A 17,374-nucleotide genomic window follows, 5' to 3' on the forward strand; every position below is an offset into this window, starting at 1 on the left:
CTATCATAAAACATGTGCAAGCACACCTCCCTATCCGCGTAGGTTGAATGGCGTAAAATACTAGGCAGGTCTCCTGGCTTATGTTCAACATTATCTATCACCTTCCCATCCGAAGACAGTGGTAACTTAATAGATAACTCCCATTTACAGTGGCGGGACCGCGCCGGATTTGCACCGGACTTCCCTATTAATGATTTCAGACGTGATCATGAAATCAACCTAATATTTTTCGTATTCAATTATCTTTATTGTAGTTAACAAATGATCTGAAGTCAAAAATAATTCATACTTTTGTAAAATATTTACGATGCACATGAGCGGTAACTATGCTGAGCGAGCAATGGTCTCCGACGTTTGGGCAATGGTTTACTTTGTGTGTCCGATATTCCCAGATCTTAAGATAAATATCCCACTATACTTCATTAAGGTAATTCATTACCGGCAGCACGGTAAATCCCGTACCATTCTTCTCTCGTCATTTCGACTTTTGATGCTTTGGCAATTTCTATTAAACGATTTGGATTCATTGATCCTACTACGGGTTGAATTTTTGCAGGGTGTCTTAAAATCCAGGCAATCGCTGTTGCTGATTTGGAAATTCCATATTTTTCTCCAACTTCCTGGAGCTTCGTATTTAATTCAGGAAACTGATCATTATCTACAAAAACACCTTCAAAAAATCCATATTGGAATGGGGACCAAGCTTGAATGGTCATATCATGTAATCGACTATAATCCAGGATACTTCCATCTCGATCGATACCATTTGCATTCTTCATATTTACATTTAATCCAGTATCGATCATGCCAGTATGCATAATACTGAATTGCAATTGATTCACAATTAAATCTTGTTCCACATATTTTTTTAGCAATTCAATTTGCATTGCATTGTGGTTACTTACCCCAAAATGACGTACTTTGCCGCTTTCCTTCAACTCGGAAAATGCTGCCGCAACTTCTTCAGGTTCAACAAGTGTATCAGGGCGGTGAAGAAGCAAGATATCGATATAATCTGTTTGTAATCGTTGAAGACTTTTATCAACAGAGTCTACAATATGTTCTTTTGAAAAATCGAAGAAGCCCTTTCGAATGCCTGTTTTTGTCTGCAGAACCATTTTCTCTCTAACAGAAGGATTCATTTGGATAGCTTCAGCAAAAATTTCCTCAGACTTTCCGCCACCATAAATATCGGCATGGTCAAAGAAATCAATTCCTAATTCCATCGCATGTTTGATGACATTCGCAGCACCTTCTTTTGATAAACTACTCATGCGCATACACCCTAACGAAATGTTCGATACGTTTATATCACTCGTTCCTAGCTTCATTGTTTTCATCATAACACCTCTATTTGATAATAATACTATAATTGTAGCACAACTTTTTCCACTAATATAAAATACAGCTGTTGATCTACTCTCTCTCATAGTTGAGCCACGCCACAGTTCGAATCATACAAAAAATCTGCCCAAGTTTCCTAATAACTTGAGCAGTTGTTTCATTCACCTATTCTCCCTTATAAACCCGTGCCTCATAAGGCTTTAACATAAACGAAGTCACATCGTTCATTTCAGAACTATCATAATTTCCGATTAATCTCTCTTTCACCTCAAATGATACATCATGTGGGAGCATAAATTCTACTTGTTCTTCACTAAAATTCGTTACTACGAGTAATTTCTCACCTTCATACGTACGCATGTAGGCATAGATTTTATCATGGTCAGGTAAAATCAAGTGATAATCCCCATACACAATAATCTCATGTTTTTTACGAAGTTCAATGAGTTGACGATAATAATGATAAATAGAGTTCGGGTCTGCTACTGCTTGTTTGGCATTGATCTCTTTATAATTCGGATTTACCTGTAACCATGGTTCACCTGTTGTAAATCCACCGTTTTCGGAATCATCCCACTGGACAGGTGTACGAGCATTATCTCTTCCTTTTACATAAATGGATTCCATAACCTTATTAGGGTCCCCGTTACCTTCGACTACTTTCTCATTGTACATATTCAGTATTTCGATATCTTTATACGCATCAATGGAATCAAACTTTATATTTGTCATGCCAATTTCTTCCCCTTGGTAAACATATGGTGTACCTTGCAGCATATGCAAGAACGTACCGAGCATTTTTGCAGATTCCACGCGATATGCTGCATCATTACCAAATCGGGATACAATCCTAGGCTGATCATGGTTATTCAAATATAAACTATTCCAGCCAACACCATGCAAACCAGTTTGCCATTTGGATATGCTGTTTTTTAAATCCCTTAGATCTAATGGTTTCAAATCCCATTTACCGTTCGGGCCGGAATCTAAATCCATATGCTCAAATTGGAAAACCATTTGTAATTCATCACGAGTTAAGTCGGTATACTTTTTCGCTTCTTCCACATCTACTCCAGGCATCTCACCGACTGTCATGATATCGTAGTTACCCAGTACTTCTTGATTCATCTCTTGTAAAAATTCATGAATTCGTGGCCCATTTTTAAAATATTTCGTTCCAGATACATATTTTTCTCCATTTGGATTCGGTGCATCTGGTAATCCTGGTACTTTGGAAATAAAATTGATTACATCCATCCGGAATCCATCAATCCCTTTATCAAGCCACCAACGCATCATCTGGTAAACTTCTTCCCGCAGTCTCGGATTCTCCCAGTTAAGATCTGGTTGCTTTTTACTAAATATATGCAAAAAATATTCATCCGTATTTTCATCATATTCCCAAGCAGAACCACTAAAGGTTGATTGCCAATTATTCGGTTCATTTCCGTTTTTTCCAGGGCGCCATATGTAATAATCTCGGTATGGATTATCCTTTGATTTTTTCGATTCACGGAACCAAGCGTGTTCATCTGAGGAATGGTTCACAACTAAATCCATAATTAACTTCATCCCACGATGATGGATTTCATCTAATAGTTCCTCCCAATCTGCCATCGTTCCAAATTCATCCATAATGGCTTGGTAATCTGAAATATCGTAACCATTATCATCATTTGGCGATTGATATACAGGTGATAGCCAGATGACATCTATTCCGAGTTCTTTTAAATAATCCAATTTTTCGATAATCCCTTTTATATCACCGATTCCGTCCCCATTACTGTCATTGAAACTTCTCGGATATATTTGATATACAACACTTTCTTTCCACCAAGTCTTGTCCATGATCATTCCTCCATCATTGCTATAGTAAAGAAAAAACAATTAGTAACACACTAATTGTTTTAATTATGTTTATCATACCAAAAGTCTATACAGGTAGGAAATGATTATGGCGATCCATATTCTTATCTTAACTAATTACTGGACTGGCTTTCCAAATACGCCTTCTCTTCTTCTGGACTATAAACACCGGTTGCTTCTCCGATCGTTCCACCTTGTATTTGCCAAATTCTATTATGGTCAGCATCTGCAGTCGAAAAATCTCCCCTCAACCACTTTTCTAATATACTCCGGTACACGTCTTCATACTCCAAGTTTACTTCATTCAAACCATCTAACAGCCACTGCACTCTTGATAGATGAATTTCATAAAAACCCCATTTTTCACTTGCAATGACTTTTTGGTGTGACATCCCATGTATGTATTCCTGATAAATATTGTCAGTTAGCTCATTCATTTCCTTTGCTTGCCCAAAAGGATTTAAGTTTTTATTTTCATATTGATCCAAGTCCTCTTCCGAAATGGATCCTTGTATTTCGATACGTTGGTCTTCAAGCTCCGCTAACTCTTTGTCGGAATCCACATGTATTGCATCCGCTTTATCTTCCTCGTCTGTAAATATGTTATATATTGACCATCCAGCATATGCTATTAACACTACAGCAGAAATTGACAATACCGTTAATATTACTTTATACATCGTAACCCTCCAAATTCGAATTTGGATTGTATCTATCTGTTCGTCATTGGTAGCAATAACCCAATTCTATTTCTAATTATAAAACTCCATATGTGGCTTTGCTTGCCTATAATAGGCTAATCTATCATCCAATGTTCCCGTATGAAATTCAAATTTATGTCCATCTGGATCTGTAAAGTATATGGATTGTTTGTCTCTTTTACCTCTAGGTCGTCCGGTCAAAATAGTTACATTTAATTGTTCCAGTCTATCAAATGTTTCCAGAAAGTCTTCCTCATCTATCGTAAAAGCAATATGGGTATACGACTCATGAATTTCATTTCGAGGGATGTTTTCCTCCACATTTAACGCCAGCCATAATCCATGTAAATCAAAATAGGCAGTATTTCTTCCTTTCACCAATAGCTTTGCGTCAAACACTTGCTGATAAAAGTTGATAGAAGTTTCTAAGTCGGAAACAGAGAACAGTAAATGATTTATACCATTTATTTTCATGTTTTCACCCTTTGTGTTTGATCATTGTGATAAATTCCGTTGTTTCTCTATTAAACGTTTGCAAACGGATAAACCCAAATTTTTCATAGAGATGGATTGCCCGTTCGTTAAAGGTTGCGACCGTTAAACGAATGTCCGTGTTTGGATGCTCCTGATAAATCGATTCAAGAATATGGGAGAAAAATTTCTCACCATTCCCCTTACCTGTCAATTCCGGCTTCATACCTATCCCTACATCGATACAATCCGCTTTATACACTTGAAATTGATCCCCAGCTGGTACTTGAGCAGCTCTACCCAAACAAAAGTAACCTACCGTACGATTATGTGTATCTGTAATGACTTTATAGGAGCCATCTAAAAGCTCAAGAATAGCATCTCCACTTAACACATTATTGTAGAGATCATAGGGTTTTTCATATTTCCATGTGAGGATATCGATTGCATTTTTTTCAGTCATCTTTTTAGTTACTAAGTTCACGAATTAACCCCATTTCAAAAAAAATTCCATAATAATGATTATGCATCTCTTTCCAAATTATCCCTTTCCATTCGTACATCAGCCCACTTCAAAAATAGATCTACATCACCAATTTCACCGTTCACACTCTCATAACCACTCCTCCAAGCTTCCTCAAATACTTCAAGTGTAGTGGCCTCAATAAGTTTAGGTGCTTCGGTTCGTAATATTGATAAGGTACGTGCTACATCATATCGAAAATCTCCTGTGGAAGCATTTATCCAATCTATTACACCAGTTATGTTGGTTCCATCTGTCGTGACATTCAATGGATGATAATCCAGGTGAAGTAGTACATCATGTGTTGGCATGCTAGTAGCAATCTGCATTTTTAATTCTTGCTCCGTCTCATTCTCTGCAGTAAACCAATCACGCCAAGAGACGTCGAAACCTTTTATAGCATGAATCCTTGCATGCACCTTACCAAATTCATAACCAATGGTATCAACCTGCCCTGGATTAGACAGTATTTCTTCAAAAACAGTTCTCCCAGGCAGCCAATCTGCCAGCATGATCGTAAAAGATTCGATGCATTCCACTTGATGTATTTTCGGTACCGGAATCCCGTGATCAGCTGCTAATTGCATCACGTATTTTTCTTGTACAAACTGATGATGTCTATTCACAGGCAACACACGTAATGCATACTGCTTGTTATCGCTACAACTAACCTTCCAAACTGTACTGTCTTTTCCTCCTTGTACCCTGGAATAGCTCTCTACTTTATCCCCTAACACACGAACGATTAATTCTTTACTATCCATCCGCTCCCCCCATTCCTATAATAATTATTCGATATGTTAGTGCAAATATCCTTTTTCTAACATTTTTTAGTTGTACAAGCACTTTTTACTGAATAGAAATAGAAAGACTAGTACAGCACAAAAGGAGTGTACAAATTGAATATTTTCTTCAGTTATATTTTACTAGGATTATCATTAGCAGCACCAATTGGACCGGTAAATGCTGCACAATTAGACCGTGGAATAAAAGGTGGATTCTTCCCTGCATGGTTTGTGGGATTAGGAGCAATAACTGCAGATGCCATCTACATGTTAATTGTATATTTAGGTGTTGTTCATGTCATCGATACACCATTTGTAAAAACGTTTCTATGGTTATTTGGAGGATTTGTATTGATATATACGGGGATAGAAAGTATGGTAAGCGCAAAAACAGTAAAAGCAAGCCATGAAAGAAGTACCGAACCATTACACAAATCTTTTCTTGCTGGGTTCATCATGTCCATAACCAATCCGTTAACGATCCTTTTTTGGTTAGGAATCTATGGTTCAGTACTTGCAAAAACGGCAACCCAATATGGTTATCAAGCACTAATTCTATATAGTGGAGCGATTTTTATTGGCTTATTATCCTGGGATATTGTAATGGCAGCTGTCTCAAGCAGTTTCCGGAAAGTACTAAATGAACGCATGCTTACCGGTATTGCGATTATTTCTGGACTAGCATTAATTGGATTCGGAATCTATTTCGGGACGCAAGGTATCATCATTTTAGTAAAGTATTAAATATGCTTTGCTTCTTTTTTCCATTTTCGATTCATGAAAAATGCAACACTACCGATTAGGATAATAATCCCAAGGCTAATAAAAAATCCTGGTCGGTTTGTTTTATCAATAAGTGTTCCACTTATCCCAACAAATAATAAAGTCATTCCAAAATAGTATTTAAACTTCTGTTTTAACGTTACTTTCTGCAATTTTTTAGCAGATAATATAATAAATAACCAATTATATAGGAGCATTAGCCCGGCACCTGTTGTGATATACGTATAAATTTTGTCTGGTAATGCAAGTGACATCACGATGGATCCTGCGAGTCCGATAATCAGAATTCCTAATGCAGGAAACGGTACAGCTAATTTCCCTTTCTTTGCGAAAAAAGAAGGGGCATCTCCATCTTGTGCTAATGATACCAGGATCGTAGTAACGCCAAAGAAGGATGCAACCATCGTTGAAAAACCGGCAATAATTAACGCACCATTAAAAATATGTGGAACAAATCCTAATTCAAAATCCTTTAGTGCAACAATGAACGGGCTCTCCTTCGTATGAAAAATGTCCCAAGATACTAACGATAAGGCTAGTCCGAGTGATATCACATAGATAATGACAAGGGATAAAATCATTACTTTTCCCGATTTCGGTGCTTCCTTTGGTTCTTTTAATTGGATTGCCATTAATCCCATTACTTCAATACCTCCAAATGCATAGAAGGCAAAAATGAAACATGCCCAAAACCCCATTAATCCAGTGGGAAAAAACTCACTTACCGAGCTTGGCATATTTAGCTGTTTAACACCATCTACCAAACCGAAAACAAAGGCACCTGCAATAACAATAAACATAATAATGGCAGCAAGTTTCATGACTGCAAAAATATTTTCGATTCGACTTAAGCCTTTTGCACCGATTAACAACACAAAAATCCCTAACAAGGCATAGCCTAGCGCAAATAACCATAAGGAAATGTTCGGAAACCAAAATCGAGAAAAGATAGACAACGCTGTTAACTGACTTCCCATAATCAAAATCTCAGCAAACCAATACATCCAACCAATGCTAAACCCTGCCCAATGACCGTATGCTTGCTTGGCATAGGTACGAAATGCCCCTTTTTCAGGATGTTTTGCTGTTAATTTAGCTAATGCATCGAACACAATATATGTGGCAATTCCCGCTAAAAGAAATGCGATTAGAATGGACGGTCCACCTAATTGGATCCCAACACTAGACCCCAAAAAGAAGCCTGTACCAATCGTACAGCCGACTCCGAACAAGGATAATTGCCACCATTTCATGTTCTTTTCTTCCGTTTCAGACTTTTCCATCATGAACCTCCCTCAATACACCATACCTTCTAAAATTCCCAATAATCGTTGAATATAAAATTGTAATTTTTACTAATTAACGATAGGAATGTATGAGAAAGAATACCACACTTATTTGTTTCACTTTCAAGCAGCTTGGCCATCGGATAAAGAAAAAATCCTCAATGGAATCCTAATAGATTCTCTTGAGGATTTTTTCTAACTTTGATCGAATAACACATTACCTTCATTATCTAATACCTGAAACGTAATATCATCAGTGTCCTCTATATGATCAGGTAATTTATCCAGAAAAATATGTTTACTATTAATATCCGTACTATTTTGATGTAAGGAATTTCCTTCTTTATCTTTAATCATATATTCTACTTTTTCAGCTTGAGGATAATGGAAAACCCCACCCCAAACAATCCGTATTGGATTATCTGAACCATCCTCGATCAAATCTACGGTTAAAAATTCATTTCTATTTACGATATCCACTTTTTTTGTGAAAGGATCACTAGTCTCAACTTTATACCGTTCGTTCTTTAAAGAATATTCACTTCGACATACGATATAACTACCTTCTGCATCCTTTGTTAGAAATATGACAATACCATCATCATCGTTTTGAAACAATATCTCTGGTTCATCATGTTCTGATAAACCGCTACTATTAATTGCCTCCTTTAAGGTGGAATGGGAACAACCTGATGCAATTATGACAATGAAAACAAAAACAGTTAAATATTTTCTCATTTTCTCCTCCCCGAAAAACAATCGTCATCCCTACTTTATATTTCTAACCACTGATTAACTGGTACATTTACCGGTAATTACATGTAGAATATAAAATTACAAAAGTGTATATATATTAGACGAATTAACCATGAGAAAAGTTTCAATAATTAGAAAAAATTTACTTAAGTTTTATGTTAAAGATGTCTCAAAAATCGTTCTGGGTGATTTAAGATCCCTAGTCAATTTTATAATGACTTTCATGTATCAAATTATTAACCGAAACGGATTTTAGATGAATCATGTAAGAATGTCTCCTTCAACATTGATACTACCTATTTTGATGCTGACCAATCCATCCGTTTGAAAACAAATTCACGGTGTTTTTTAAAAGCATGTTTCGTGCAAAAGCGTTCCATGACATCATTTCCAATCCAATAGTCTAACTCTATGATATCTATATTATTATTTTCCGCTATTTGATAGACCCTCTCCATTAATTTCGAGCCATAACCATTCTTTCTGTCCGTTTGATTCACACAAATTTGGTGGACAAACACAGCTTGATATCCTTTTCGAAATGCATTCTCCTTGTAATTTCTTACCTCTGCCCAAACATAGCCAACACTTTCCTTATTATCCTTGACGACAAAAAACATATTTTGCTCATTAGCCATAATCGCTTTAAAGGCATTTGTTATCGTATCTTTGTTCTATCCTTTGAAGTACTCCGGGTATAAACTTGTATGTAAATCATGAACAGGTTTATTTAGTTCAGCAATTAATTCATAGTCTGTCGTATGTACAATTTTCATGATCATCCCCCTTAACTTATACGGTATTGAGAGCTATCAAACAATACCTCAAGAAGGTCTCTAAATAACTTCTGTTGTGATGGGTTTTCCCAGTCCTCTTTATATTCAGCCATTAACCACATCACTTCATCCAAGAAAACATGTTCTATCGCACGATTCCAATATGCTATTTCGATTTGACTTAATGTGACGTATTCTTTATAACCTGACATAAATAATTTCCATTCGGAAGGGGTAAACATTCGATCGGGTGCACTTTCTAATTCATTATGAAATAAAAATAGTGCTAATGCTAGATCAAAAATTCTTGGAATCCAAGTGGCATTATCTGGATCAATCAAATAAAGAGAGGGGGTAAACACTAAATTATTTGCTTTATAATCATGCGGTGTAGCAATAGAGACTAGTCCACTGTTTTGTAAATCATCTTGCTGGGATACAATTTGAATTAACTTTTCCTTCAATTTATTGCTATCTAACTTAAAATTAACTAAAGAGGCATGCTTCGCTATTTCAGCAACACTTTCTTCGATCTCTTCACCAGTGAAATCAAACACATCATATTTGCCTAATTCAAATATATTTTGATCAGGTGATAGTGCATGTATTTTTCCAAATAACTTACCAGATTGATAGATTTCGTCTTCTTTGCCGGTATATGTAGTTCCGTCAATAAAAGGATAGACTACATAGGTTTCATCATCCAATTTTTGTGGGTTTTCTACGTGTAATTCTACCGGTGTAACGACATTTATTCCTTTTTCATGTAACATTTTTGTAAACGCTATTAAGGGTTCCGGGTGCTTTTGTGTCCGTTTTATAATATATTCTTTTTCCTTATCACTTATTTTGTAAACAGGTGAAAAGGGGTAAATACTATTTGGTTCGTAATCCACTTTAAAATCAAATCTATTTAATATATCTTTCCCAATCATGATGAGCCTCCAAATCCTTTTTCGATTCTATAAAATCAATTAATATTTCCCTGTCCCCTGGGTATGTAAGCTCTAAATTCGTAATATCCTCCACAGATTTCCAACCAATTTCATAGATTAGATTGTCAGGATCTTGAATTTCTGCTTCGCCACCATATGCTTGTACTTCAAAGTATTGCACTTCAGTATGGTAACCATCTGAAGTGCTCTTTTTGGCAAATAGTAGTCGGATAATATTTACATGGTATCCAGTTTCTTCGTTAACCTCGCGTATACAACATGCCTCAAACGTTTCTCCATTTTCCTTCCCACCAGATGGAACAGACCAAGTCTTTTCTTCTTCTGGAGTTCCTTGTTTAACCATTAGGATCTCATTATTTTCATTTACGCAAACTCCTGCCGCTCCATACCATTCTTTCATCAAACCAACCCCATTTTAACTACTTCTTTTTTCTACGGTTTCCTAATAACCCAATTGCAGCAGCAATGGCAACTGCAATAGCAACCCAAATGCCTATATCCAAGTTATTCCACCACCTGTTGTTTTCTTATTATACGAAATAGAGAATTAGATGGTTTCAAGATTATCAACAATTGAAGACGTTTTAAACTCATGCACCTCACCATTTCGATAACTAAAATGATAATTATAAATTTCATCATTATCTAGTATTTGTGAAAGAAAATAATTCAAATTTGCAACCCCTGTATTTTCCGGATGAAAGATCCAGTCTACCTTTTTCCAATCTAAGATCCCCTCAACTGTCTTTATAGGAGTATAATAATGATATGTACTAGGAAGTTCAACAACAAAAGCATACATCCCACTATTTACGTTTAGTGAATTTACATTCCATGTTACAGTTCCTCTATAATCTACACTTTCTACTTTTAATCCTGTTTCTTCTTTTATTTCTCGTATAATGCATTCCGTTGGCGTTTCATCTTTTTCAATCTTTCCACCTACACCGTTCCAACTTCCCATCCAAGTTGAAGATTCTCGGTTTAGTAGCAGGATTTCTTCTCCTCGTTTGATAAAAGCTATTGTGTATTTAAGCATGTTATTTCTCCTCTATAGAATGATTATTTCATCATATTTTTGCAAAGGTTGAGGAGGTCATCACTCAACTGGTTCAAGATTTTTATCTGCTCTTCTTTGAGTGGTGTAAATCCAATTCTAGATAATCCTTGCCTTATATTTTTCGGTAACATCTCAAAGTAATCATCGAAATACAATCCATTTGATGTTTCAAAATAAAGCCATAGCGCTTCACTATATGCTTGCCACAAGAGAGTAACTGTTTCATCTTTCTTACATAATCGTTTTGCTTTCATTTCAAATAGTAGATCCTGAATCTCATCTATTCCAAATTCAAATGAGTATGCTTGATTACGTAAGTGATACCGAAACTGTTTCATAATATGGATTATTTCTTTCACCTTAACTTCATTAAAAAATGGTGATACAATCTTTACCGTATTATAATGATCTTCAACATTCTGAATTTCTCGGATTAATTTTCCTGCGTCTACCGAATTACAATTTATAAATAAAAATAATAATGCAGATTCTGTCCACGATCCAGTAGCTGCAATTGTTGCAGAATAATGTTTCCCCTTTTTTAAACTATTAAAAGCATGTTGGGTTCTTTCTTTCACAATATTACATACTTGCTCAATTACATGTTTTCTCCCCTCAATAGAGGAATAATAATTCACAGCCCAATCTTTAATTTCTGCAAACCTATTACCCGTATCTTCAATAACAGCAGATTCATATAAAAACCTATAATTCCAAGGAGACGCTATAATCCTCTCTTTATTTGGTAGTTCATCCGTGTGCTTTATGTCTAGTTGAATAATGTTCTGATGAAAAGAAATGTTTTGAGCAATATCGTCTGCTATTGTTTTTGTGTACACAGTCAAATCGATATCGCTAAACTCATCCGCATTTCCTCTCCCAACGGAACCACCAATAGAAGCATACATAATATCAAGATTTAATTGGTTTATAAATTTTTTAGCGGTCTCAAGCAGCATGAAGCTCTTTTCGTTCAAGATAGCCCTCCTGTATTCACGAAATTCTTATCTACTTTCCTACGCTATGTGCCGTTTCGCTTATGATCATACTTAACCTTAAACGACTAAGCCACGTTTCCACATTGTTTGTTTTCGTATGAACACCATTTATTTCCTCACGATATTCCAGTCCATCTACTTTTCAGGCATCCACCTTTAATCCTGCAATTCGATAAATAATCATTCCCCACTCGGCATCTGTCATTTTCTCCTGCGAATAGGAGCTTATATACTCCGCCGCTACCCTAGAGAAGGAACAAGAACCTGCAGTTATATCCACCTCTCTGTTCAATTCTAGCGAACAAATCTTATTCGTGATTTTTTCTGTCTCTACCCATTCGACTGGATGAGTTTGAAACGCTCGTTGCGTTCTACCTAATATCAAATAATCATATTTTGATATTTCTGTTACTATTTTTTTCAATTCTTTTAAATTATAGGTTTACCAAGCTAGGATTCTATCAAAATCTCCGTAATGGTAATGGTCACTATTATTAGATAATCCAAATTTGACTACTTCTCTTCTAGCATTTGCCGCACCTTTTTTAGGAATAACTTTCACATTAAATTTGCTATCCTGTAATGCCTTGATCCATTCCATTGAAGTTTCATCACTAACGGTAATAAAAAGGTCTGAATAGATATTCTCTATTTCTTGGTAAATATCTTTAAATAGATTTATATTATTCCCACTAGGATCATGGAGAACTGTAATAAGGGAAACGTTAGTCAACGATACACCTCCAAATTAATATAAGTTACATATTCAATCTTCAATATTCTAAGACTCGTAGAATTTTCTATTTTGAACATTTCAATATCGTTCCATTGAGCTAATTGATCTACTAATTTCTTTGGTTCACCTAATAAAGTGAAATCCAGATCAAAGTCTAGATTCATGCGCCATGTTCGGTCTTCTGACCAACAATATGTTCGAAAAGAAGCAATCTCCTTATTATTTATTAATGTAAATAACTCATCTAGTTCTCCATAAAATAGCAACTCTTCCCCAACCCAACTTCTACAAAACATAATAAAAATAGCATTTTCCATTTGTAAAACCTTTTAGTTTTTGAACAATAAACTTAACAATATTGATATCTAAATCGCCTTCATCAGCAGTGATGAGATACCCTTGGAAGAGACATACCGATCTTGATCCCTTTGATTCCATACTTTATTATATAGCTGTACTATTTTAGCTAGTTCCAATTCGTTGACCACTAACTGCTTTATCTCATTCATCTTTACCACCTAAATTCATTAATCACTTCATAATTTCCTTCAGCTTCAACAAACTTTTTTCCACCGAAGTCTCCACATATCCTCTGATTTGTTCGAATGTAAACACTTGTAATTTCGCTTCAAGATCTTCCATGCTATAGTTCATATCCTCTTTCACATATGGAACAAATTCCTTCACATCACTTGCCTTAACTTCTTCTAAATCGATTAAATCTATATGTTCCATCCCATCTAGTAATTGTACGTCTAGTTGGTAATGATGAAGTAATTTACTATTTAACAGCCGAAAGTCTCCATGGTATTTTTCGAAAATAGATTCTTCATTCTCCATTCTATTTTTTAACCATGGGATGAAGAATCCTTTTAACCACATGTCATCGGCAATAAGATGAGTATAGTAACCAAGTATATATTCGTCTTTTGAAGGATATTTTTGATAGAACTTTTCATAAGCTATTTTTCTAGTAAATTCCTCATGATCCCCCTCAAAGAAATGGGATAGATCCTTCGGAGATACCGCATCTGGTGCAATACCTCCTATGAGAAATGCTTGTTTATTTCCGATAGAAAGTCTATCAGCAATTTCATTTGCAATAATGAGGTGCATGATTCTTGAACCCAATTTCTGTCACTCCTTGATTATTTAGATTCCACTCGTATTCATTAATACGATTCGCCAACCATCTGGATCTTCAATAGTAATTCCTTTTTCTTGCCAATAAGGATTTTCTGCTTCCACTTCTTGGTATCCCATATCAAGCAAACGGTTAGCTACTGTATCTACTTCTTGTTTATTAGGTATATAGAAGACTAATAAGTTATCCTTAGTAGGTGCAGGGCACGGACTTCCCGTTACGTGTTTGGTGATTTCTAATTGATACGAATGATCTGGCAATCCAAAAATCACACCTGTATAACCTCGGTGTCCCTGAAAATCACCTACCCGAGGCAATCCAACACCCTTTTCATAGAAATCTATTACTTCGTCAAATTTATCCGTAGGACGTGCGATTCGTATCTGTGCTGCGGTAAAATCATGGAAATCCATGTTAGCTCCTCCTTTTTTTCTTTATATTAGTGCTTTTTTAACAGCTGCAAATGCATGTATTTCCGTTGTATCAAATAATGGCACTTTAGCGTCAGACGACTTAATTAATAACCCAATTTCTGTACAGCCAAGTATAATCCCTTCTGCACCTCGATCAACTAATTTATTAATCACTTTTTTATAATAATTCCTTGAAGATTCTTTTAGTGTTCCAAAACAGAGCTCTTCAAAAATTACCTGATTTCCCTTTTCTCTTTCCACTTCATTCGGTACGAGAACATGAATTCCTTGTTCCTCGATGCGAGATTTGTAGAATTTCTGTTCCATCGTATATTTTGTACCGAGTAATCCAACGGTATGGATTTTCTGCTTCTTGATTTGATCAGCAGTTGTATCAGCGATATGTAAAACTGGTATTGTTATGATTTCCTCGATGGAATCAACTACCTTGTGCATCGTATTGGTACAAATAATAATGAAATCTGCACCTGCATTTTCTAAGCCTTGTGCAACGTCTGCAAGTACTGCCCCCGCCTTTTCCCATTCTCCACTCACTTGATTGTTTTCTATTTCCTCAAAATCTACACTATGCAAAATACATTTGGCTGAGTGTAGCCCGCCCAATTGTTCATTTACTGCTTCATTGATTAGTCGGTAATATTCAACCGTTGACTCCCAACTCATTCCACCAATTAAGCCGATTGTTTTCATGTGCGATCAACTCCTGAATAATTTATTTTATGGTTTGCGTTTCAGTAACTTTTTCTAACGTACGTTTCATCACTTTTACCACTAACCCTGGATTTTCCAAGTGGATGGAATGACCATTTATGTTTACTACCGGTTTAATATGCTGTCTTTTGTCATGTGTTCCTCTTATTCTATTGATTATGTCTTCTCTTAAATTCAGAGCTTAATTCACTCCACACATCAAACTTATTTCCGTTCAGATCATAAAACACAAAATTTCTACCCGTATGACCTCGATCCTCTATTTCACCTACTTCGATTCCCATCGTTAGAAATTCGTTATGTAGAATTTTTAAATTTTCTAATCCATCAACTTCAAAGGTACAAGAAAAATGTTCCTTGCCACTTGCATCATAAAAGTTACCACGTTGATTTTTCATTGCATTCACAAGAAAGAAACTTTGATTTGCAAAATCAAGAATGGCTTTATCACTATCCATATAGTTTAATTTGGCACCTAAATTTTCTACATACCAATCTGCAGATTTTGGTACGTCTTGAACTGGTAGATATGTCGTTCCTACTCTTATTAATTTTTTATCCATATGCCTTCTCCTTATTGAAAGTTATAAAATAAATTAAATTATAAATATTATAACATCCAACTTATGGTAGTATAATAAAAAGATGAATATGTTACTTATACCTATTTTATAGAAGTGATGTTTACAATGATGAAATGGGAGCATGCTTTGGAAATATGGACATTGAGCAAAGTTTGAAGATGAGATGAATGAATTTGGAAGAGATGGCTAAGAATTGGTTAATATTATCCCACAGATTGATGAAGAGCTAGAACTATGTCCGTTGAATTCAATTAAGTCAATTTAAGAGAAAATTCTATTTGTAAATGATAGGGAGATAGAATATGAAATTTGCTATTATAACCGATATCCATGGGAATCATCCAGCATTACGTGCTGTTCTGAATGATATCGATCAAGTAGGTAGTATACATCATATATACTGCCTTGGGGACATGATTGCAATTGGACCAGACACAAATGAAGTATTAGAGGAATTATTCACAAGAAAAGATGTGTCAATGATTACCGGCAATCATGATGAATCTGTGTTAGCAATTTTAAACGGGGAACCCCATCCAAAAAGTCATGCACATGTTAAAGAACATCATCAATGGATTGCAGAAAGGATGAATCCCGCTTTCGTTGAAAAAATGAATCAGCTACCAAGGACAATGAAAAAGAATGTAAGGAATTATTCTATTCGGTTTATCCATTATTCTATAGATCCTTCCAAGTTACATGTACACATCAGTAAGGATCCTTTTCACCGCATCGTCGATCCTAACCTAAATAATATGGAAGTACTATTTGCAGATTATCCTGCTGATTTAATATGCTTCGGACACCACCACCCATATCATTATTTCCAGGGAAGCCAAACCACCTATCTAAACCCTAGTTCTCTCGGATGCCAGGATAAACCAATTGCTCCTTATGCTATCGTTACACTAGAGAATGGTAGAATAGATGTTCAGCAGAAAATGGTATCTTATGATAACACCACGTTCCTACAATCCTATCAGAAATTGCAAGTACCTGGGCGAGATATTATTATAGGTCTTTTTCATGGTAGTCAAAAAGGATAAGTATGCTATTGACGTAACAGTTTCCACCATGAGGTACACTATAACAAAACACAAGTCTTTCCAAAGCTAAAATCACATTATACTAGAAAAGGAACTTGATATAACAAGCTCCTTTTCACTATTAAACTTGAATTACTTATTTTTATCATCGGTTTTCTTCTTAGCAATATAAAATGCTAAAATCACCAATGGAATAGCAATGAAGAATGGAATATTAATATAACTTCGCGTAAATACGGCAAAAATAAACAACAACACCATACCAATTATAATGTATAAACAACCTCTCCCAAATGTTTCCATGTAATCACCCCTAAAAAAATAAGACTAAAATTTAAATAATTGCATTTGTTATAAATTCAAGGTTTATAGCTGAACAAGATATTCACCTTATTGAAGGAAAGCATCTAGTTA

The 17,374-nt window shown here is 35.5% G+C and carries 24 protein-coding genes and 1 riboswitch; of the genes, 2 read left to right on the plus strand and 22 right to left on the minus strand.

The window, feature by feature from the left end; genetic code table 11:
- Positions 1–46: 46 nt before the first annotated feature.
- Positions 47–238: riboswitch (cobalamin riboswitch) on the minus strand.
- A 184-nt stretch (positions 239–422) separates the two neighbouring features.
- The 6 genes from ACFSTA_RS01305 to ACFSTA_RS01330 all read right to left on the minus strand — a co-directional run bounded on the left by ACFSTA_RS01305 (position 423) and on the right by ACFSTA_RS01330 (position 5,669).
- Positions 423–1,340 (minus strand): aldo/keto reductase, encoded by a 918-nt coding sequence (locus ACFSTA_RS01305; protein WP_377554949.1) that lies wholly within the window; start codon positions 1,338–1,340, stop codon positions 423–425.
- Positions 1,341–1,509: 169 nt separating this feature from the next.
- Positions 1,510–3,192, minus strand: coding sequence for a glycoside hydrolase family 13 protein (locus ACFSTA_RS01310; protein ID WP_377554664.1), 1,683 nt, complete (start codon positions 3,190–3,192; stop codon positions 1,510–1,512).
- Between the two features lie 131 nt (positions 3,193–3,323).
- Positions 3,324–3,890 carry a DUF6241 domain-containing protein gene (locus tag ACFSTA_RS01315; protein ID WP_377554666.1) on the minus strand — a complete coding sequence of 189 codons (567 nt, stop codon included), beginning with the start codon at positions 3,888–3,890 and terminating at the stop codon, positions 3,324–3,326.
- 72 nt (positions 3,891–3,962) lie between these two features.
- Positions 3,963–4,385 carry a FosM family fosfomycin resistance protein gene (gene fosM / locus ACFSTA_RS01320; protein ID WP_377554667.1) on the minus strand — a complete coding sequence of 141 codons (423 nt, stop codon included), beginning with the start codon at positions 4,383–4,385 and terminating at the stop codon, positions 3,963–3,965.
- Positions 4,386–4,389: 4 nt separating this feature from the next.
- On the minus strand, positions 4,390–4,866 hold the full coding sequence (locus ACFSTA_RS01325) for a GNAT family N-acetyltransferase (protein ID WP_377554669.1): 477 nt from the start codon (positions 4,864–4,866) through the stop codon (positions 4,390–4,392).
- A 38-nt stretch (positions 4,867–4,904) separates the two neighbouring features.
- Entirely contained in the window at positions 4,905–5,669 is a 765-nt protein-coding gene (locus ACFSTA_RS01330; protein WP_377554671.1) for a phosphotransferase family protein, read from the minus strand.
- Positions 5,670–5,804: 135 nt separating this feature from the next.
- Here ACFSTA_RS01330 and ACFSTA_RS01335 point away from each other — a divergent pair, with 135 nt between their 5' ends.
- A complete protein-coding gene (locus ACFSTA_RS01335; protein WP_377554673.1) occupies positions 5,805–6,434 on the plus strand; it encodes a LysE family translocator in 630 nt (209 codons plus the stop codon).
- On the opposite strand, the gene ACFSTA_RS01340 is transcribed toward ACFSTA_RS01335, so the two are convergent.
- The 15 genes from ACFSTA_RS01340 to ACFSTA_RS01410 form a co-directional block, all read right to left on the minus strand.
- Entirely contained in the window at positions 6,431–7,756 is a 1,326-nt protein-coding gene (locus tag ACFSTA_RS01340; RefSeq protein ID WP_377554675.1) for an amino acid permease, read from the minus strand. The genes ACFSTA_RS01335 and ACFSTA_RS01340 overlap by 4 nt on opposite strands.
- A gap of 198 nt (positions 7,757–7,954) precedes the next feature.
- Positions 7,955–8,497 carry a hypothetical protein gene (locus tag ACFSTA_RS01345; RefSeq protein WP_377554677.1) on the minus strand — a complete coding sequence of 181 codons (543 nt, stop codon included), beginning with the start codon at positions 8,495–8,497 and terminating at the stop codon, positions 7,955–7,957.
- Positions 8,498–8,811: 314 nt separating this feature from the next.
- The gene (locus ACFSTA_RS01350; RefSeq protein ID WP_377554950.1) at positions 8,812–9,177 is read right to left on the minus strand and encodes a GNAT family N-acetyltransferase; all 366 of its coding nucleotides are present in this window, start codon (positions 9,175–9,177) and stop codon (positions 8,812–8,814) included.
- A 125-nt stretch (positions 9,178–9,302) separates the two neighbouring features.
- A complete protein-coding gene (locus ACFSTA_RS01355; RefSeq protein ID WP_377554679.1) occupies positions 9,303–10,226 on the minus strand; it encodes a phosphotransferase in 924 nt (307 codons plus the stop codon).
- On the minus strand, positions 10,201–10,647 hold the full coding sequence (locus ACFSTA_RS01360) for an NUDIX hydrolase (protein ID WP_377554680.1): 447 nt from the start codon (positions 10,645–10,647) through the stop codon (positions 10,201–10,203). Before ACFSTA_RS01360 ends, ACFSTA_RS01355 begins: the two co-directional genes overlap by 26 nt.
- Before the next feature lie 147 nt (positions 10,648–10,794).
- Complete coding sequence (locus ACFSTA_RS01365; RefSeq protein ID WP_377554682.1) at positions 10,795–11,286, minus strand: NUDIX hydrolase; 492 nt, start codon at positions 11,284–11,286, stop codon at positions 10,795–10,797.
- A gap of 23 nt (positions 11,287–11,309) precedes the next feature.
- Positions 11,310–12,284, minus strand: coding sequence for a nucleotidyltransferase domain-containing protein (locus ACFSTA_RS01370; RefSeq protein WP_377554684.1), 975 nt, complete (start codon positions 12,282–12,284; stop codon positions 11,310–11,312).
- Between the two features lie 163 nt (positions 12,285–12,447).
- Positions 12,448–12,729, minus strand: coding sequence for a hypothetical protein (locus ACFSTA_RS01375; protein WP_377554686.1), 282 nt, complete (start codon positions 12,727–12,729; stop codon positions 12,448–12,450).
- An 18-nt stretch (positions 12,730–12,747) separates the two neighbouring features.
- On the minus strand, positions 12,748–13,038 hold the full coding sequence (locus ACFSTA_RS01380) for a hypothetical protein (protein WP_377554688.1): 291 nt from the start codon (positions 13,036–13,038) through the stop codon (positions 12,748–12,750).
- Positions 13,035–13,358, minus strand: a complete 324-nt coding sequence (locus ACFSTA_RS01385) for a hypothetical protein (RefSeq protein ID WP_377554690.1) — start codon at positions 13,356–13,358, stop codon at positions 13,035–13,037. Before ACFSTA_RS01385 ends, ACFSTA_RS01380 begins: the two co-directional genes overlap by 4 nt.
- A gap of 48 nt (positions 13,359–13,406) precedes the next feature.
- The gene (locus ACFSTA_RS01390) at positions 13,407–13,550 is read right to left on the minus strand and encodes a hypothetical protein (protein ID WP_377554691.1); all 144 of its coding nucleotides are present in this window, start codon (positions 13,548–13,550) and stop codon (positions 13,407–13,409) included.
- Between the two features lie 22 nt (positions 13,551–13,572).
- A complete protein-coding gene (locus ACFSTA_RS01395) occupies positions 13,573–14,172 on the minus strand; it encodes a hydrolase (protein ID WP_377554693.1) in 600 nt (199 codons plus the stop codon).
- A 21-nt stretch (positions 14,173–14,193) separates the two neighbouring features.
- A complete protein-coding gene (locus ACFSTA_RS01400) occupies positions 14,194–14,598 on the minus strand; it encodes a VOC family protein (RefSeq protein ID WP_377554695.1) in 405 nt (134 codons plus the stop codon).
- Between the two features lie 21 nt (positions 14,599–14,619).
- On the minus strand, positions 14,620–15,309 hold the full coding sequence (locus ACFSTA_RS01405; RefSeq protein ID WP_377554697.1) for an aspartate/glutamate racemase family protein: 690 nt from the start codon (positions 15,307–15,309) through the stop codon (positions 14,620–14,622).
- Positions 15,310–15,479: 170 nt separating this feature from the next.
- The gene (locus tag ACFSTA_RS01410; protein WP_377554699.1) at positions 15,480–15,893 is read right to left on the minus strand and encodes a VOC family protein; all 414 of its coding nucleotides are present in this window, start codon (positions 15,891–15,893) and stop codon (positions 15,480–15,482) included.
- A 323-nt stretch (positions 15,894–16,216) separates the two neighbouring features.
- Between ACFSTA_RS01410 and ACFSTA_RS01415 the strand changes: the two genes are divergently transcribed.
- A complete protein-coding gene (locus tag ACFSTA_RS01415; protein WP_377554701.1) occupies positions 16,217–16,960 on the plus strand; it encodes a metallophosphoesterase family protein in 744 nt (247 codons plus the stop codon).
- Between the two features lie 132 nt (positions 16,961–17,092).
- On the opposite strand, the gene ACFSTA_RS01420 is transcribed toward ACFSTA_RS01415, so the two are convergent.
- Positions 17,093–17,263 (minus strand): hypothetical protein, encoded by a 171-nt coding sequence (locus ACFSTA_RS01420; RefSeq protein WP_377554703.1) that lies wholly within the window; start codon positions 17,261–17,263, stop codon positions 17,093–17,095.
- Positions 17,264–17,374: the final 111 nt, after the last annotated feature.

The organism is Ornithinibacillus salinisoli (assembly GCF_042684965.1).
Lineage (GTDB): Bacteria > Bacillota > Bacilli > Bacillales > Amphibacillaceae > Ornithinibacillus > Ornithinibacillus salinisoli.

Coding starts and splice junctions, on each gene's coding strand:
- ACFSTA_RS01315 (WP_377554666.1), bottom strand. CDS start 3,890: ATGTATAAAGTAATATTAACGGTATTGTCAATTTCTGCTGTAGTGTTA.
- ACFSTA_RS01330 (WP_377554671.1), bottom strand. CDS start 5,669: ATGGATAGTAAAGAATTAATCGTTCGTGTGTTAGGGGATAAAGTAGAG.
- ACFSTA_RS01390 (WP_377554691.1), bottom strand. CDS start 13,550: ATGAATGAGATAAAGCAGTTAGTGGTCAACGAATTGGAACTAGCTAAA.
- ACFSTA_RS01345 (WP_377554677.1), bottom strand. CDS start 8,497: ATGAGAAAATATTTAACTGTTTTTGTTTTCATTGTCATAATTGCATCA.
- ACFSTA_RS01410 (WP_377554699.1), bottom strand. CDS start 15,893: ATGGATAAAAAATTAATAAGAGTAGGAACGACATATCTACCAGTTCAA.
- ACFSTA_RS01415 (WP_377554701.1), top strand. CDS start 16,217: ATGAAATTTGCTATTATAACCGATATCCATGGGAATCATCCAGCATTA.
- ACFSTA_RS01340 (WP_377554675.1), bottom strand. CDS start 7,756: ATGGAAAAGTCTGAAACGGAAGAAAAGAACATGAAATGGTGGCAATTA.
- ACFSTA_RS01360 (WP_377554680.1), bottom strand. CDS start 10,647: ATGAAAGAATGGTATGGAGCGGCAGGAGTTTGCGTAAATGAAAATAAT.
- ACFSTA_RS01365 (WP_377554682.1), bottom strand. CDS start 11,286: ATGCTTAAATACACAATAGCTTTTATCAAACGAGGAGAAGAAATCCTG.
- ACFSTA_RS01420 (WP_377554703.1), bottom strand. CDS start 17,263: ATGGAAACATTTGGGAGAGGTTGTTTATACATTATAATTGGTATGGTG.
- ACFSTA_RS01305 (WP_377554949.1), bottom strand. CDS start 1,340: ATGAAAACAATGAAGCTAGGAACGAGTGATATAAACGTATCGAACATT.
- ACFSTA_RS01310 (WP_377554664.1), bottom strand. CDS start 3,192: ATGGACAAGACTTGGTGGAAAGAAAGTGTTGTATATCAAATATATCCG.
- ACFSTA_RS01355 (WP_377554679.1), bottom strand. CDS start 10,226: ATGATTGGGAAAGATATATTAAATAGATTTGATTTTAAAGTGGATTAC.
- ACFSTA_RS01385 (WP_377554690.1), bottom strand. CDS start 13,358: ATGGAAAATGCTATTTTTATTATGTTTTGTAGAAGTTGGGTTGGGGAA.
- ACFSTA_RS01405 (WP_377554697.1), bottom strand. CDS start 15,309: ATGAAAACAATCGGCTTAATTGGTGGAATGAGTTGGGAGTCAACGGTT.
- fosM (WP_377554667.1), bottom strand. CDS start 4,385: ATGAAAATAAATGGTATAAATCATTTACTGTTCTCTGTTTCCGACTTA.
- ACFSTA_RS01400 (WP_377554695.1), bottom strand. CDS start 14,598: ATGGATTTCCATGATTTTACCGCAGCACAGATACGAATCGCACGTCCT.